The sequence below is a fragment of the Citrobacter sp. Cpo090 genome, assembly GCF_030332665.1.
Classification (GTDB): Bacteria; Pseudomonadota; Gammaproteobacteria; order Enterobacterales; family Enterobacteriaceae; genus Citrobacter; species Citrobacter portucalensis.
Window position 1 is genome coordinate 1137996 of sequence record NZ_JAOWHK010000025.1, and the last position, 17775, is coordinate 1155770.

Consider the following 17775-nt stretch of genomic DNA (forward strand, 5'->3'; position numbering starts at 1 on the left):
TATTGCATTCCTATTGATAAAGCACATCAAAATAAAGAACTGCCGCCGCATTGCCGCCTTTAACTTCGCGGATTGTCGACTTATAACGCAGTTTATAGTGCAGTGTGACACCTGATGACTTCTTCATTAATGTCCAATCGGTTCTGCTATTAAGGGGGATTTCCTTAAGCGTACTATCCAGAATCTGAACGGCAATACCGCTGGCAACATCCCCACCGTTGGCATCACCGCTCAGTTTAAGTAAATTGGCATCATTATCATCCGACTGCCCGCTAAAATAGACCTGTGAAGACAAATAGCTCTGATCACAATTTGTGATATCGATTGAAAAATCAACTGCCGGACTGACCAAACCCGGCGTGGTATAGTCTCTTATATCAAAATCACCAATATGAACGGTTTGATTTGCCGTCGCTAGCGAGACATCACACGCGAAATCCTGAAGCGCCGCGTAAAGCCGGAATGGAATTGCACCCAGTTCTGCATAACTTTTAGAAGTTAAAAGACTAAGCAGTAATAATGTACCAACCGCACAATTCTTCGTCATAATATTTTCCTAATCGTAGTCAACACGAATATATCCTGTTGACTCAACGGGTCCTACCGTTGCCGGAGCAATTCCTGTCGTACTTACAGGCTCTGCATAGAATGATACTTGCGCCTGGTGATCGTTTAGAGTTACCGCAGGGAAAAGACCGCCAGCCGGATTGATGGGATTTAGCTTATCGTCATAAACTACATAGCCTATACCGGCCATCGTACTTTTTATTGCCGCTGGATAATCGGCATCGGGGGTGGCAGATAGTGTTAATTTAAGATTGGCCGTGGCTTCAACGCCCGATGAACATTTAAGGGTAAACGTGGTTTTAGTTTTAACAGACGGATTATTAGCCGACTGACCTTTAATCTTGAAACTATTAATATTATAAATACCCGTCGAAATATTAAGTTCATTGCTTGCACCTGCAAGTACACACTCTTCGGGTGCAGAAATCGTTCCCGATACATAATATTTCAAGATTGATGGTCCGGAGGCCGAACAGACCCCAGATGAAGGCGTGTGATAGCATTCCCACAGTTCGGCGACTAAGGTTTGTGGAATAGTCATTGTACCAATGATGGGCTTACGGATCTTAATTGCGATATTACCACTATGTCCACTGGGAGTCGTTCCACTTAAATGGAGTCCGCCTGGTGTACAGAGATCTTTTCGGGAATCACTGACCGTAGAAATTCCATCAAAGGGTATTTCCGTTAATTGCTCACCACGAATAGTTACCCGTAATTTAATATCCAGGAAGTCATTTAATTGAAACCAATTATTTCCTGAGCTCGTTAACGGCGTGGTCGTTGTAAAAACCCATGATCCTGAATCCATTGCTGCCGAATTACAATCACAAGATAGGGTATAATCATTAGAAGCACTCCAGGCGGTGAACGGATCTACGCTGTTGCCGGCAACATTGTTTGCATCAGTAATTGTTTTATCACCCATATTAATCGCGAGCATCGGATTACCGCTCACCATCGTACATTGGCCCGAAGAAGCGAAAACTTTGCTCCCTAATAAACATAAGGCGATACAAAACATAAAACGAATAACGTTATTCATCGCTCCCATTATTTACACTCCCTTGTAATTCGTGAGATTGGCGCGTTGAGTTGTTGTTCCGTTAATTGGTAATTCAGTACACAATGCTGGTCGGGTTTATTACCCCATTTAATGGCAATATCACCACCCGCAGGTAAGCCCGCCATATACAATATGCCGCTGTCATCGACAATTCCCGTATTGCCTTCTTCCCCGTCTAACGCCGCGATAGCACCAAACGGAACCGGCTTATCCCGGTATTTTGTTTTGATCAAGGCCCGCCCACCCTTGCGCGCTGAGAATGAAGCTAACACTAATGCGCCTTTTGTTGGCACGACACTGACCACCGCGTCATCAACATCAACGTTTTGCCCTAATGAACTCGCATCCAACGCAATACGGTTCTCGCGATACGTCGTAGCGTGCGGAATAACGGTGTACCCTCGCCAGTCGGTTTTCACGCCCACGCTGTTTGTCAAACTGGTTCCTTCAGCCCCAGGCGCTGCAACCAATACATTGGTTTCCCCCAAAGGCTGACTTAAAGTAACGCCGTGCGAATGAACAACCACACCACCTGAAAGACCATAGTTAACTTGTTGAAAATCGCCATTTTGACTGTAGTTATAGCCTAATTGCGCATTACCATAGGTACTCTGCAAATCTAACCCCGCACTACCACTGGCAGAGCTATTTTGACTGACATATCCCTGCTGAACGCTATAACTTAAGTTTCCTGCGTCAAGCAGTGTCCCCGATACCCCGGTGTTTTGGTTGAAATGCCCTTCGTTGTCGATACTGGTATTCGAGGTGGCATAAGCCGAATTTCGTCTGTCAGCAATACCTGAACTTTTCCCCGCCAGCCATTTACCCAAAGGTAAGGAAAGATTTAACGCAAATATTTGATCCGACTCGGACTGCCCTTTAGATTGGCTATAGTTCCAGGATAAGCTAACCGTCACATCCTTAATCGATGTGTTATAGCCAAATTGTATTAACTTATCTTTTTCGTCAGTATGCCAGTATGACTGTTCACTGCCGCTCAAATAAAATGAGCCATAATCACCAAGCTGTTGCGAAATATTAACCTGTATTTTCCCACGTTTGGTGTAATACAAATTATAATAACGTGACCATAATGGTGTATCTTCGTCATCGCCATCTTCAAATGCATAGCCATCCATATGCTTATACATCGTATCAGCCAGAGTATAATAACCCGATGTTGAATAACGATACCCCAATAATTGCAGGTTTGTTCCAAGCTCATTCAACGATTTAGCGTATAAAAAACGAATCGATTGACCATGATGCACGCTATCATCAATCAGCGTACTGCTCGCGTTTGTGACATCGATAGAAACAGCGCCCAAGTCGCCAAAGTTAAATCCCGTACCAAACAGTTGAGAGCTATAGTTCTCAGCGTATTGCATGCCGCCATAGAACGTAACGCCCCATGGCCCGCCCCACTGCACGGTTGCCTGACCGAATGGCTTTTCATCCTGCTGAGTATTGCCAGAACGGAACTTCGCTATGGTCGCGGCATACTTTATCGCCCCTTCACGCTGCAGCAAAGGAACGGTGGAATAAGGTATAGAATAAGAGCTAATGCTACCATCAGATTCCTTTATTTCCACCTGCAAGTCACCGCTTGAGGACGTGGAAAAAAGATCGCTAAATTCAAATGCACCGGGGGACACATAGGTCTGGTAAACAACATAACCATTCTGTTTCACTGTGACCTGAGCATTACTTTTGGCAATACCCCTCACTACAGGTGCGAAACCTCGCATACTGTCTGGGAGCATGTTTTCATCCGACGCCAATTGTACGCCACGAAAGCTGACGCTATCAAAAAGCTCACCCGATGTATAATTGTCGCCAACGGTAAGTTCGCTATTTAATGGAATAACCGTATGCTGTATATAAGAGCTAACGTTTTCCCACTTATCACCGCTATTACTGCTTGTGCTCCATGTTGATGAATTGCGTAACCGCCATCCCCCTAAATTGAGACCACTGTTCAACCCCAGAAAGTAACTGTTATCGGCGCTACTCCCTTCACTTTTATCCGAGCTGTTGGCGCCATTAAAAACATAGTTAAGCAGTAGCGCATTAATGCCCTGCTCCCATTTTTCTGGAGGCACGTAGCCTTGTGCTGTATTTTTAACCGCTATCTGTGGAACTGAAATATCTAAGCGTAGCTTTGCGACATCAAATGTTAATTTAGAATCAGGAATTATCGTCTCTAATGGCGCGCAAGCTTGTTTTTTTAACAAATTAAATGCTGAATAGGATGATGTTTTCACTCCCATTCGCTCCAGACTTTCAGTTGTCAGGCAGGCACTAACCTCCCCTTTAGGATTTAATGTTACAAAGTTGACATCACGTGACTCAACAAAAGCATCGTTAAGAAAAATATCGACACGGTAAGTTCCAGGGGCAACTTCCTGTCCTTTTTCAAAATGCGACAAATCAGCAACAGAGTGAGGATCATCAGAAAAGAAACTCGGGTCGAACCACATTTCACTATGCGCATTAAAAGAAAATGTTCCAGAAATAGCCAGCGCAATAAATGAAAGTCTCGGGACCTTAAGTAGTAACCGAGGGGGTGGGTATTTGTCCATAAACATCTCAGCCCTTTGAGTTTATATTATGACTTACATTCAAGCTCTTCGGTTATCGCACCGTAGTCATTAATAGTCCGATACTTTAATTTTCCTGTGACCTGATGCGGTACTTTAAACGTATGCTGAGATTTTGGTGCAATCATTTCATTTTTTAGCAGCTGCGTCCCAACCTTCATTTGCGTAAGTGTAATAAAATATGGGGTTGGATTATCCACAAGAATATCGCTCCCTGAATATGAACAGCGCAGTGCTGCCGGGGCGTTACTAATGGAAACGGGTAAATTATCCGGCCGCCAGAACATTTTTATTACACTTTGGACAGCAATCTTTAGTTGATTTTTTCCACCATCACTCTTTTCTGTTGAGGGTATTGCACGAGAACTTACATAGAAAAGACTTTCCCTGTCCTTTGGCAGATCAGGACCGACATACATTATCCTGATTAAATTTTCTCTTTGAGTTTTCAAAAGAAAAAGTGGTGGTGTGACAACGAAGTCTTCAGTTTTAGCCTGTGCTGAATTCAAAACAAAAGACTGAACAAGAAATGGCGTTTGCGCACTGGTATTGCGTAAACTTAATGAAATTTGTTTATCACTTTCATGATAAACCAACCGGGTTGCGCCTAAGCCAACGCCACCATTACTCTCATTTGCACTGGCAAACGCAGCTGTGCCGCTACATAATAAAAGAGATAAACTCGCAGCAACAATTCCATTTGTGGTGCAACTTTTCATATTTCATAACCAAGTTATCGATATCAATATGCCCTTTTATTTTACATAGATAAAAGGGCAGAATACTTTTACTGAAGTAATCTATTATTAATAGTAGTTAATATGGAAGTTCACGACTGCATTAACCGTTCCCGCAGTCGCTTTACCCGTGGCAACATAGTCGACCAGGAATTTCAGCGTCTGATCGCCAGTGGCTAACTGAATACCATCTTGAGCAGTTTCTGTATTCGGCGTGATTTTATCCGTACCGTTAGGCATATACATCTGCAACGCGACGTTTGTGGCCTGACCTGTTGTCGCCTGATTGGCAAAAGCGGTTGTAATGTTGCTATCCTGAGCGGCGCTGAACGTAAACGCGGCATTTTTAGTTACCGTAACATCACAATCTTTCAGCTCAATTGGCACATCCGTTTTAACACCAGATTCCTGGCCACTTGTTTGCAGCTTTGTCGCACTCACATCTGGCAGCGTCACAGAAGAGTCTTTCGTTGCAGCAACCAGAGTACAGGCCGGAGCAATAACCTTACCGGTGAAGTTTACTGATCCATCAGTGATTGCGTCATCATCTGCCGCCATCGCGCCCGCAGAAACAAACAACGCGCCCAAAGCAAGTGCTAATACACTTTTCTTCATGTTTTTATCCTATCCATAATATTGATTAATCCATTGCTACAATACCTATTAGCATTTTGGATGCTAAACCATTCACTCAGAAAGATTAAATTATATAACCTTAATTTGAATTTAAGTAATCCTAACATACCGTATGTGAATGTATTTTTTAATATATTATATCGCACCCGCTTTAATCTCTAATTTTTGCATGATTACTTACAGCATTCATCAATAATGTAAATACAAGATCATTTCTTTATCTAATTTTAAGAAAACGTTTATGAAAAAAAACATTTAGCACATGTATTTCTCTCTGCAATACTCCACGACTGTTATCAATGTTAATTAAAAGCAAACAATTGGTTATAAGTGGAGAATGAAATTATGCGCGTCATCACTCTGGCGGGAAGCCCACGCTTTCCCTCTCGCTCCAGCGCGTTACTGGAATATGCCCGAGAAAAACTGCACGGTCAGGATGTCGAAGTCTTTCACTGGAACCTACACAATTTTGCCCCAGAAGACCTGATCTATGCTCGTTTCGACAGTCCGGCGCTGAACACATTTATCGAACAATTGCAGGATGCAGACGGGCTGATTGTCGCAACACCGGTCTATAAAGCCGCTTACTCTGGCGCTCTGAAAACCCTGCTCGACCTGCTCCCCGAGCGGGCGCTGGAAGGGAAAGTAGTTTTGCCGCTGGCGACCGGCGGCAGTGTGGCGCATTTACTTGCCGTCGATTACGCGCTGAAACCGGTACTGAGCGCATTAAAGGCCCAGGAGATCCTGCACGGTGTGTTTGCCGATGATTCACAGGTAATTGATTATCAACATAAACCTCAGTTTACGCCCAACCTTCAGCAGCGTCTGGACAGTGCGCTCGATACCTTCTGGCTGGCGTTGCATCGTCGTGATGTCCAACTTCCCCAACTGAACACCCTGCGAGGTACCGCCCATGCTTGATCTTCTCAAGCGTCACACGTCATGGCTGGCACTGACCGGGTTGTTGTCGCTGTCAACTCTGGGGCATGCCGCAGAGTCGGCCCCCGATGCTCTGCGCATTGGTTACCAGAAAGGAAGCGTCAGTATGGTACTGGCCAAAAGCCATCAGCTACTGGAGAAACGCTATCCGCAGACTAAAATCTCGTGGGTCGAATTCCCGGCTGGACCGCAAATGCTGGAAGCACTCAATATCGGCAGTATCGACCTCGGCAGCACCGGTGATATTCCACCAATTTTTGCCCAGGCCGCCGGAGCCGATCTGGTTTACGTGGGCGTCGAGCCGCCCAAACCGAAAGCCGAAGTGATTCTGGTGCCGAAAAATAGCCCGATCCAGAGCGTCGCGCAGCTTAAAGGACATAAAGTCGCCTTCCAGAAAGGTTCCAGCGCCCACAATTTACTGCTCCGGGCGCTACAACAGGCCGGACTGAAATTTACCGATATTCAACCGACCTATCTGACTCCCGCCGACGCGCGAGCAGCCTTTCAGCAAGGAAACGTTGAAGCATGGGCGATCTGGGACCCCTACTACTCCGCCGCGTTACTGCAAGGTGATGTGCGCGTGCTGAAAGACGGCTCAGACCTCAAACAGACCGGTTCGTTTTATCTCGCTGCACGTCCTTATGCCGAGAAAAATGGCACATTTGTTCTTGGCGTGCTGGATACCTTTAGCCAGGCCGATGCGTTAACGCTCAGCCAGCGCCAGCAAAGCATTACCCTGCTGGCCAAAACCATGGGGCTGCCCGAGCCGGTAATTGCGTCTTATCTGGATCACCGCCCGCCAACCACCATTGTGCCAGTCAACGCCTCTGTTGCTGCCCTACAACAACAAACCGCCGATCTGTTTTATGACAACCGTTTGGTACCGAAAAAAATCGATATTCGTCAGCGTATCTGGCAACCCACTCAGCAGGCAGGAGAAAAATTATGAGTCTGAACATGTTCTGGTTTTTACCCACCCATGGTGACGGTCATTATCTTGGAACGGAAGAAGGTTCGCGCCCGGTCGATCACGGTTATCTGCAACAAATCGCGCAAACAGCCGATCGTCTTGGATTTACCGGCGTCCTGATCCCAACCGGACGCTCTTGCGAAGATGCCTGGCTGGTCGCCTCCTCGATGATCCCGGTCACCCAGCGATTAAAGTTTCTGGTCGCGCTGCGTCCAAGCGTCACCTCACCAACGGTTGCCGCACGTCAGGCTGCAACGCTCGACAGACTCTCAAATGGCCGGGCGTTATTTAACCTGGTGACCGGCAGCGATCCACAGGAGCTGGCAGGCGACGGCGTGTTCCTCGATCACACCGAGCGCTATGAAGCCTCTGCTGAATTTACTCAGGTCTGGCGACGCCTTTTGCAAGGTGAAACGGTGGATTTCAACGGCAAACATATTCATGTCCGCGGCGCGAAGCTGTTTTTCCCTCCCGTACAACAACCCCGGCCACCGCTTTATTTCGGCGGCTCGTCTGATGTCGCACAAGACCTTGCTGCCGAGCAGGTTGATCTCTATCTGACCTGGGGCGAGCCGCCGGAACAGGTGAAAGCGAAGATTGAACAGGTGCGAGCCAAAGCAGCGGCGCTCGGACGCAAGATCCGCTTTGGTATTCGTCTGCATGTGATCGTACGGGAGACAACGCACGAGGCGTGGCAGGCAGCTGATCGTCTGATAGCCCACCTTGATGACGACACCATTGCCAAAGCCCAGGCCGCCTTCTCAAGAACGGATTCGGTTGGTCAGCAGCGAATGGCTGCACTGCACAACGGTAAACGCGACAAACTGGAAATTAGCCCGAACCTGTGGGCAGGCGTTGGCCTGGTGCGCGGTGGCGCGGGTACCGCCCTGGTCGGAGATGGTCCGACTGTCGCGGCGCGTATCAACGAGTATGCCGCGCTGGGAATCGACAGCTTTGTGTTGTCCGGATACCCACATCTGGAAGAGGCATACAAGGTCGGCGAGCTGCTGTTCCCACATCTGGATGTTGCTATACCAGAAATTCCGCAACCGCAACGCCTGCAACAACAAGGCGAAGCGGTAGCAAATGACTTTATCCCGCGCAAAGTCGCGCAAAGCTAAGGAGCTGCTAATGGCAACGCCGAGAAACAGGTGGTTATTACGCCTCGCGCCCTGGTTTTTACCGGTAGGTCTGGTGGCGCTCTGGCAGCTCGCATCTTCAATGGGCTGGCTGTCCACTCGCATCCTGCCCTCTCCTGAGGGTGTTATCGAAGCTTTCTGGACGCTTTCCGCCAGCGGCGAGCTTTGGCAGCATCTGGCCATCAGTTCCTGGCGCGCGTTGATCGGATTCTCCATCGGAGGATCGATTGGCCTGACACTGGGACTGATCAGCGGTCTTTCGCGTTGGGGAGAGCGCCTGCTGGATACCTCGGTGCAAATGCTGCGTAACGTACCGCATCTGGCGCTGATCCCGCTGGTGATTCTGTGGTTCGGCATTGATGAATCCGCCAAGATCTTTCTCGTTGCGTTGGGCACGCTGTTCCCGATTTACATTAACACCTGGCATGGGATCCGGAATATCGATCGTGGGCTGGTAGAAATGGCGCGCAGCTATGGATTATCCGGCTTTTCACTATTTGTTCATGTGATCCTCCCCGGCGCCTTACCCTCGATTATGGTCGGCGTGCGTTTTGCTCTCGGGCTGATGTGGTTGACGTTGATTGTGGCGGAAACCATTTCTGCCAATGCCGGTATTGGTTACCTGGCGATGAACGCCCGCGAATTTCTGCAAACCGATGTGGTCGTGGTGGCCATTATTCTCTACGCCCTGCTTGGCAAACTTGCCGACGTCAGCGCCCAATTGCTGGAGCGAGTCTGGCTACGCTGGCACCCGGCTTACCATGTAAAGGAGGCTACCGTATGAATACCGCTCGCCTGAACCAGGGTACACCGCTGTTGCTGAGCGCCGTGACAAAACAATACGCCGCCAATACAGTGCTCAATCAATTAGATTTGCATATTCCGGCCGGACAGTTTGTTGCCGTGGTTGGCCGCAGCGGTGGTGGTAAAAGTACGTTACTGCGTCTGCTGGCAGGGCTGGAATCGCCCACCTCAGGCGCATTACTTGCCGGAACCACCCCACTGGCGGAAATTCAGGATGATACGCGTATGATGTTTCAGGATGCGCGTCTGCTGCCATGGAAGACGGTTATCGATAACGTCGGTCTGGGCCTGAAAGGTCTCTGGCACAATGCGGCCCGGGATGCGCTGGCCGCCGTTGGACTGGAAAATCGTGCTCAGGAGTGGCCCGCAGCGCTTTCTGGCGGACAAAAACAGCGCGTGGCCCTGGCGCGGGCATTAATTCACCGCCCCGGTTTGCTGCTGCTGGATGAACCCCTCGGCGCACTGGACGCCTTAACCCGCCTTGAAATGCAGGAGCTGATCGTCTCTTTATGGCAAGAGCACGGCTTTACCGTACTGCTGGTCACCCATGACGTCAGTGAAGCGGTGGCAATGGCCGATCGCGTGTTGCTGATTGAGGACGGAAAAATCGGGCTGGATTTAACGGTGGATATTGCGCGACCCCGCCGGATTGGTTCCGTGCGTCTGACAGAACTGGAAGCCGAGGTGTTGAATCGGGTAATGCAGCGTGGTGAGGCAGAACAGTCAATCCGACTGCATGGATAAACATTCAGGACGTTGTAGGCCCGGTAAGCATGAGCGCCACCGGGCATTTTGCCGGATGACGGAGTTACCGCCTTATCCGGCCTACAAAACTACAGGTCAACGTCTCAGGCTAGCGCTTTAGTGATCTTCTCGAACAGATCGCCGGAGAGATTCTCCAGACCTTTCAGCTGTTCCAGCGCCGCACGCATTTTTGCCTGACGTTTTGCATCATAACGTTTTAAGCGAATCAGCGGCTCAATCAGACGTGACGCCACCTGCGGATTACGACTATTAAGCTCAGTCAACATGTCGACCAGGAACTGATAGCCGCTACCATCTTCCGCATGGAATGCCGCCGGGTTGCTACCTGCAAAGGCACCAATCAGCGAACGGATTCGGTTCGGGTTACTCATACTGAAAGATCGATGCTTCAGCAGACCGCGTACTGTTTCCAGTACATTATCCGCCGGGCTGGTGGATTGCAGGATAAACCATTTGTCCATCACCAGACCGTCATGGTGCCACTTATCGTCATACTCCTGCATTAGCGCGTCGCGACATGGCAGCTGTGCCGCCACTGCCGCGGATAGCGCCGCCAACGCATCGGTCATATTGTTCGCTTCACGGTACTGCTTGCTTACCAGTGTGTCAGCCAGATGGGTTTCACCAAAGGCCAGGAAACGCAGGCAGGCATTGCGCAGCGTACGCTTGCCAATATCGGCATGCTCAACGCGGTACTCATCAAGATGATTAGCGTTATAGATGGCAAGGAATTCATCCGCCAGCTCGGCCGCCAGCGTGCGGGTTAACGCTTCGCGTACTTCGGTTATCGCCACCGGATCGATGATGTCAAACAGTTCGGCTATTTCATTTACTGAAGGCAGCGTCAGGATCTCTGCCGCCAGCGCCGGATCGATTCTTTCATCCAGTAAAATTGCGCGGAATGCATCAGCCACGTGTACCGGCAGCGAGAGCGGTTGTCCCTGCTGATGACGAGCAACATTAAGCTTAATATAAGTCGCCAGCAGGCTTTGTGCGGCATCCCAACGAGAGAAATCGTTTCGCGCATGACGCATCAGGAAAGTCAGTTGCTGATCGCTCCATTTATATTCCAGTTTTACCGGCGCGGAGAATTCGCACAGCAGCGCCGGAACCGGCTGGAAGTAGACGTTATCAAAGACAAACGTCTGCTCTGCCTGGGTGACGTTGAGCACGGAATTCACCGGGTGACCACCTTTTTGTAGCGGGATCACTTTCCCTTCGTTGTCATACAACTCGAGGGCGAATGGAATATGCAGCGGCTGTTTTTCGGCCTGATCCGGCGTGGCCGGCGTGCGCTGGCTGATCGTCAACGTGTACTGCTCAGTTGACGGGTTGTAGTCATCACGCACGGTCAGAATCGGCGTACCGGACTGGCTGTACCAGCGGCGGAAATGGGAGAGATCAACGTTAGACGCATCTTCCATCGCCTGCACGAAATCATCACAAGTTGCAGCGCTACCGTCGTGACGCTCAAAGTAGAGCTGCATCCCTTTCTGGAAGTTAGTCTCACCGAGCAGGGTGTGGATCATACGAATCACTTCAGCGCCCTTTTCGTACACAGTCAGGGTATAGAAGTTGTTCATTTCAATGACCATATCCGGACGGATAGGATGCGCCATCGGGCTGGCATCTTCAGCAAACTGCAGGCCGCGCATGGTACGCACATTGCTGATGCGGTTTACCGCGCGTGAGCCGAGATCGGAACTGAACTCCTGATCGCGGAACACGGTTAAGCCTTCTTTCAGGCTCAACTGGAACCAGTCACGGCAGGTCACACGGTTGCCGGTCCAGTTGTGGAAATATTCGTGGCCAATGACGCGCTCAATATCGAGGTAGTCTTTGTCGGTGGCGGTATCGGTACGTGCCAGCACATATTTGGAGTTAAAGATGTTCAGACCTTTATTCTCCATCGCGCCCATGTTGAAGAAATCCACGGCGACAATCATATAGATGTCGAGGTCATACTCGAGGCCAAAGCGCTCTTCATCCCATTTCATGGAGTTTTTCAGTGAGGTCATGGCCCACGGCGCGCGGTCCAGGTTGCCGCGATCGACGTACAGCTCCAGTGCCACTTCGCGCCCTGAGCGAGTAGTAAAGGTATCGCGCAGGACGTCAAAATCACCGGCCACCAGCGCAAACAAATAGCACGGTTTCGGGAACGGATCCTGCCACTGTACCCAGTGACGACCATTTTCCAGTTCACCCTGAGCTACACGGTTACCGTTGGAGAGCAGGAACGGATATTGCGTTTTATCAGCGATAATTTTGGTGGTAAAACGCGCCAGGACATCAGGCCTGTCGAGATACCAGGTAATATGGCGGAACCCTTCCGCTTCACACTGGGTGCACAGCGCTTCGCCAGACTTGTACAGTCCTTCCAGCGCGGTATTGGCCGCTGGGCTAATTTCGTTCACGATACGCAGCGTAAAACGTTCCGGTAACTGACTGATGACCAGAGCGCCCTCTTCTTCTTTATACTCTGTCCACGGCTCGTCGTTAACGTGGATCGACACCAGGGTCAGATCTTCGCCATTCAGGCGCAGGGGCGCATCGGACGCGCCATGACGGACAGCCTGGCTCACTGCGGTGACCACGGTTTTTTCAGCATCCAGGTCAAAGGTCAAGTCAATATCAGTAATCTGGTAATCCGGCGCACGATAGTCGTGACGGTATTTGGCTTGTGGCTGTTGTGTCATAAAAAAACCTTTAGCATCTTTAATAGAGTCTCGGCTTCAGTCTATTCCTGTTGCGTAAATCGCGCTACGCAGAATGTTCATCTTTTCAGGCACAAACACCCTTTTTGCTACATTTTCATAACACGTGGCACGAATTGCCCTCGACCAGAAAGAGAGCTTATGGTGTGATCGGGGTTCAATAAATCGCTAAACAGGGTATACTCCAGCGGTTTTCTTAGTTGTTTATTGTACTAAACGCTCCCGTGAGAGGATGCTACTGCGCACCTATGACACAATTCGCTTCTCCTGTTCTGCACTCGCTGCTGGATACAGACGCTTATAAGTTGCATATGCAGCAAGCCGTTTTTCACCACTACTATGATGTACAAGTAGCGGCTGAATTTCGTTGCCGTGGCGATGACCTGCTCGGTATTTATGCCGATTCTATTCGTGAGCAGGTGAATGCTATGCAGCACCTGCGACTGCAGGAGGATGAGTACCAGTGGCTCTCCGGCCTGCCTTTCTTTAAAGCTGATTACCTCGCCTGGTTACGTGATTTCCGCTATAACCCGGAACAGGTTTGCGTCACCAATGATAACGGTAAGCTAAACATCCGCTTAACCGGTCCGTGGCGTGAAGTGATCATGTGGGAAGTCCCGCTGTTAGCGGTGATTAGCGAACTGGTACACCGTTACCGTTCACCTGAATCAGGCGTCCCGCAGGCACTCGATGAGCTGGAAAGCAAACTAGTAGAATTCTCTGCTTTAACGAAAGATGTCGATATGTCCCGCTTCCATTTGATGGATTTCGGTACGCGTCGTCGTTTTTCGCGCGAAGTACAGCAGGCTATCGTTAAACGCCTGCAGCAAGAGCCCTGGTTTGTCGGCACCAGTAACTACGATCTGGCCCGCCGCCTGTCATTAACCCCAATGGGTACGCAGGCGCATGAGTGGTTCCAGGCTCATCAGCAAATCAGTCCTGAACTTGCCACCAGCCAGCGCGTAGCCCTGGCCGCCTGGTTAAATGAATACCCTGACCAACTCGGCATTGCATTGACCGATTGCATCACCATGGACGCGTTTTTACGCGACTTTGGCGTTGAGTTTGCGACCCGCTATCAGGGTCTACGCCATGACTCAGGCGATCCGGTGGAATGGGGTGAAAAAGCCATCGCCCATTATGAAAAACTGGGTATTGATCCGCTGAGCAAAACGCTGGTCTTCTCAGATAACCTCGATCTGAAAAAAGCGATTGAACTCTACCGCCACTTCTCTTCCCGCGTACAGTTGAGTTTTGGTATTGGGACACGGCTAACATGCGACATTCCGCAGGTTAAGCCGCTCAATATCGTTATTAAGCTGGTGGAATGTAACGGCAAACCGGTGGCGAAGTTATCTGACAGCCCGGGTAAAACCATCTGCCACGATAAAGCATTTGTTCGTGCACTGCGCAAAGCCTTCGATCTCCCGCATATTAAAAAAGCCAGTTAATCCTTCCAGGGAGCCATTTTGGCTCCCTTATTCACGTTTATTTCCGAAATCTTTCACTCCAGCTACGAATTCTGCTTGTCTGATTGCAGATGCCAGGTAACATAGGTATCCCCCCCATTATGGGTGGACATGTGTTTATATATCCGACTATTAACAGAGAGAATATTATGAGCGTTGTGCCTGTAGCCGACGTACTCCAGGGCCGCGTAGCCGTTGACAGCGAAGTCACCGTGCGCGGATGGGTGCGTACCCGCCGAGATTCAAAAGCTGGCATCTCCTTCCTCGCCGTTTATGACGGTTCCTGCTTTGATCCTGTACAGGCCGTCATCAATAATTCTCTGCCCAATTACAATCAGGACGTACTGCGCCTGACGACGGGTTGTTCAGTTATCGTAACGGGTAAAGTCGTTGCATCACCTGGACAAGGACAGAGCTTTGAAATTCAGGCCACTGAGGTTGAAGTCACCGGCTGGGTCGAAGATCCTGACACTTACCCAATGGCAGCCAAGCGTCACAGCATTGAGTATCTGCGTGAAGTAGCGCACATGCGTCCGCGTACCAATATGATTGGTGCGGTGGCGCGTGTACGTCACACGCTGGCGCAAGCTCTGCATCGTTTCTTCCACGAGCAGGGTTTCTTTTGGGTATCAACGCCGCTGATTACCGCTTCCGATACGGAAGGTGCCGGTGAAATGTTCCGTGTTTCTACGCTGGATCTGGAAAACCTGCCGCGTAACGATCAGGGCAAAGTCGATTTCGACAAAGACTTCTTTGGTAAAGAGGCCTTCCTGACCGTTTCCGGTCAGCTGAACGGTGAAACCTACGCCTGCGCCCTGTCCAAAATTTATACTTTTGGCCCGACGTTCCGTGCAGAAAACTCTAACACCAGTCGTCACCTGGCAGAGTTCTGGATGCTGGAACCAGAAGTGGCTTTTGCTGACCTGAACGATATTGCAGGCCTGGCTGAAGCGATGCTGAAGTACGCGTTTAAAGCCGTTCTGGCAGAGCGTGCGGATGATATGAAATTCTTTGCTGAACGTGTCGACAAGGACGCGATTTCACGCCTGGAACGTTTCATTGACGCTGACTTCGCGCAGGTGGATTACACCGACGCGGTAAGCATTCTGGAAAAATGCGGCAAACAGTTCGAAAACCCGGTTTACTGGGGTGTGGATCTGTCTTCTGAGCATGAACGTTACCTTGCCGAAGAGCACTTTAAAGCGCCGGTGGTGGTGAAAAACTACCCGAAAGACATCAAAGCGTTTTATATGCGCCTTAACGAAGACGGTAAAACCGTTGCTGCAATGGACGTACTCGCTCCAGGAATTGGTGAAATCATCGGTGGTTCTCAGCGTGAAGAGCGTCTGGACGTGCTGGATGCCCGTATGCTGGAAATGGGTCTGAACAAAGAGGATTACTGGTGGTATCGCGACCTGCGTCGCTACGGTACCGTTCCGCATTCCGGCTTTGGATTGGGCTTCGAGCGTCTGATCGCTTACGTCACCGGCGTGCAGAACGTCCGTGATGTTATTCCGTTCCCGCGTACTCCGCGTAACGCCACCTTCTAAACGTGCGTTATTGTTTCAAAGGCCAGCATTGCTGGCCTTTTTTATACCCTTTTCATGTTATCTGGATACCCATCTCACGTTAAACACAACCTTTCAATTCCCTCTACCTGTTACGTAATATTTCATCGCAACACATTTGAACAAAAAATAATCAGCAATTTTATTGTGGATTAGCATTTTCTGATTAAATAGTACATTTTTTAACCTTTCACACGGCATTCCAGACGTCCAAAAATCGTTATCTGTAAAAGCCGAACTTTCCGGCATAACGGACAAAAAATAACCTTAGCAAAATTAAATATAAGAAAATCATATAAATAGAAATAAAAACGAGAATTTTCAGCGCAGGGGTATCCGAAGTTTGACGCCGTTCACAAAGTTGCACAAAAATAATATTTTGTTACACATTTTTTCTTTTTGAAACTAAATCTTTATATTTGTAGCACTTTGACGGTAGCGAAACGGTAGTTTGAATGGAAAGATGCCTGTCAGACACATAAAGACACCAAACTCTCATCAATAGTTCCGTAAATTTTCATTGACGGAATTTATTGGCGGCAGTGGCAGGTGTCATATAAAAACCGATGAGGGTAATAAATAATGATGAAGCGCAATATTCTGGCAGTGGTTATCCCTGCTCTGCTGGTAGCCGGGGCAGCTAACGCTGCAGAAGTTTATAACAAAGATGGCAACAAGCTGGATGTATACGGTAAAACCGTAGGTCTGCACTATTTTTCTGATAACGCTGGCAACGATGGCGATCAGACTTATGCCCGTCTTGGTTTCAAAGGGGAAACTCAGATTAATTCCGATCTGTCCGGTTACGGTCAGTGGGAATACAACTTTGCCGGTAACAACTCAGAAGGTGGCAGCGACGCTCAGAACGGTAACAAAACCCGTCTGGCATTTGCTGGTCTGAAATATGCCGATCTGGGCTCTTTCGACTACGGTCGTAACTACGGTATCGTTTACGATGCCCTGGGTTACACCGATATGCTGCCAGAATTTGGTGGTGATACCGCGTACAGCGACAACTTCTTCGTTGGCCGTGTGGGTGGTGTTGCGACCTACCGTAACTCTAACTTCTTCGGTCTGGTTGACGGCCTGAACTTCGGTATCCAGTATCTGGGTAAAAACGAGCGTGATGGCAATACCGGTCGTTCTAACGGCGACGGCGTTGGCGGTTCTGTAAGCTACGAAATGGATGGCTTCGGTATCGTTGGTGCTTACGGTGCAGCTGACCGTACCAACGCGCAGGAAAACTCTTTCTACGCTAACGGCGGCAAAAAAGCTGAGCAGTGGGCAACCGGCCTGAAGTATGATGCTAACAACATCTACCTGGCAGCGAACTACGGTGAAACCCGTAACGCAACCCGCCTCTCTACTACCCAGAATGGCGTGACCACCAGCGGCTTCGCCAACAAAACGCAAGATTTCTTTGTTGTCGCTCAGTACCAGTTCGATTTCGGTCTGCGCCCGTCCATCTCCTACAACAAATCTAAAGCGAAAGACGTAGAAGGTGTAGGCAACGAAGATCTGGTGAACTACATTGAAGTGGGCGCAACCTACTACTTCAACAAAAACATGTCCACCTATGTTGACTACCAGATCAACCAGATCGATTCTGACAACAAACTGGGTGTGAACTCTGACGACACCGTAGCACTCGGTATCGTTTACCAGTTCTAATAGCAGAACCTCTTTGTTAAATGCCTATAAAACAGGACTTCGGTCCTGTTTTTTTATATCTGCTAGCGAATTCTTGCGTCTTAAAAAAACACCTCAGCTTTTCGTCAGTAACGGTTGGCATTTTGTAAAT

At 49.2% G+C, this 17775-nt stretch carries 14 protein-coding genes; 8 read left to right on the forward strand and 6 right to left on the reverse strand.

Annotation, left to right across the window (positions count from 1 at the left end; translation table 11 throughout):
• Nucleotides 1-10 precede the first annotated feature (10 nt).
• The 5 genes from OGY83_RS08285 to OGY83_RS08305 form a co-directional block, all read right to left on the reverse strand.
• Nucleotides 11-547, reverse strand: coding sequence for a fimbrial protein (locus OGY83_RS08285; protein WP_286635673.1), 537 nt, complete (start codon nucleotides 545-547; stop codon nucleotides 11-13).
• A gap of 9 nt (nucleotides 548-556) precedes the next feature.
• Nucleotides 557-1621 carry a fimbrial protein gene (locus tag OGY83_RS08290; protein ID WP_286635674.1) on the reverse strand — a complete coding sequence of 355 codons (1065 nt, stop codon included), beginning with the start codon at nucleotides 1619-1621 and terminating at the stop codon, nucleotides 557-559.
• Entirely contained in the window at nucleotides 1621-4215 is a 2595-nt protein-coding gene (locus OGY83_RS08295) for a fimbrial biogenesis usher protein (RefSeq protein ID WP_286635916.1), read from the reverse strand. Before OGY83_RS08295 ends, OGY83_RS08290 begins: the two co-directional genes overlap by 1 nt.
• Nucleotides 4216-4241: 26 nt before the next feature.
• Entirely contained in the window at nucleotides 4242-4952 is a 711-nt protein-coding gene (locus tag OGY83_RS08300; protein ID WP_286635675.1) for a fimbrial biogenesis chaperone, read from the reverse strand.
• A gap of 87 nt (nucleotides 4953-5039) precedes the next feature.
• On the reverse strand, nucleotides 5040-5585 hold the full coding sequence (locus OGY83_RS08305) for a fimbrial protein (protein WP_191213013.1): 546 nt from the start codon (nucleotides 5583-5585) through the stop codon (nucleotides 5040-5042).
• A gap of 366 nt (nucleotides 5586-5951) precedes the next feature.
• Here OGY83_RS08305 and ssuE point away from each other — a divergent pair, with 366 nt between their 5' ends.
• From ssuE to ssuB, 5 genes are read left to right on the forward strand one after another with little or no spacing between them, the layout of a single operon-like run.
• The gene (gene ssuE / locus OGY83_RS08310; RefSeq protein ID WP_286635676.1) at nucleotides 5952-6527 is read left to right on the forward strand and encodes an NADPH-dependent FMN reductase; all 576 of its coding nucleotides are present in this window, start codon (nucleotides 5952-5954) and stop codon (nucleotides 6525-6527) included.
• Nucleotides 6520-7494 carry a sulfonate ABC transporter substrate-binding protein gene (locus OGY83_RS08315; RefSeq protein ID WP_286635677.1) on the forward strand — a complete coding sequence of 325 codons (975 nt, stop codon included), beginning with the start codon at nucleotides 6520-6522 and terminating at the stop codon, nucleotides 7492-7494. The genes ssuE and OGY83_RS08315 overlap by 8 nt, the downstream gene beginning before the upstream one ends.
• A complete protein-coding gene (ssuD, locus tag OGY83_RS08320) occupies nucleotides 7491-8636 on the forward strand; it encodes an FMNH2-dependent alkanesulfonate monooxygenase (RefSeq protein ID WP_286635678.1) in 1146 nt (381 codons plus the stop codon). Before OGY83_RS08315 ends, ssuD begins: the two co-directional genes overlap by 4 nt.
• A 10-nt stretch (nucleotides 8637-8646) precedes the next feature.
• Nucleotides 8647-9438: an aliphatic sulfonate ABC transporter permease SsuC gene (gene ssuC / locus OGY83_RS08325; RefSeq protein ID WP_123268234.1), complete on the forward strand. Its 792-nt coding sequence runs from the start codon at nucleotides 8647-8649 to the stop codon at nucleotides 9436-9438.
• Entirely contained in the window at nucleotides 9435-10202 is a 768-nt protein-coding gene (gene ssuB, locus OGY83_RS08330) for an aliphatic sulfonates ABC transporter ATP-binding protein (RefSeq protein ID WP_123268235.1), read from the forward strand. Before ssuC ends, ssuB begins: the two co-directional genes overlap by 4 nt.
• 104 nt (nucleotides 10203-10306) lie before the next feature.
• Here ssuB and pepN read toward each other — a convergent pair whose 3' ends face one another.
• Complete coding sequence (pepN, locus tag OGY83_RS08335; protein ID WP_286635679.1) at nucleotides 10307-12919, reverse strand: aminopeptidase N; 2613 nt, start codon at nucleotides 12917-12919, stop codon at nucleotides 10307-10309.
• Between the two features lie 266 nt (nucleotides 12920-13185).
• On the opposite strand from pepN, the gene pncB reads away from it, so the two are divergent.
• From pncB to ompF, 3 genes are all read left to right on the forward strand, one after another.
• Nucleotides 13186-14388, forward strand: a complete 1203-nt coding sequence (gene pncB, locus OGY83_RS08340; RefSeq protein WP_194210977.1) for a nicotinate phosphoribosyltransferase — start codon at nucleotides 13186-13188, stop codon at nucleotides 14386-14388.
• Between the two features lie 167 nt (nucleotides 14389-14555).
• On the forward strand, nucleotides 14556-15956 hold the full coding sequence (asnS, locus tag OGY83_RS08345) for an asparagine--tRNA ligase (protein ID WP_218667520.1): 1401 nt from the start codon (nucleotides 14556-14558) through the stop codon (nucleotides 15954-15956).
• A 600-nt stretch (nucleotides 15957-16556) separates the two neighbouring features.
• On the forward strand, nucleotides 16557-17645 hold the full coding sequence (gene ompF / locus OGY83_RS08350) for a porin OmpF (RefSeq protein WP_003035828.1): 1089 nt from the start codon (nucleotides 16557-16559) through the stop codon (nucleotides 17643-17645).
• The last annotated feature ends 130 nt before the right edge of the window (nucleotides 17646-17775 follow it).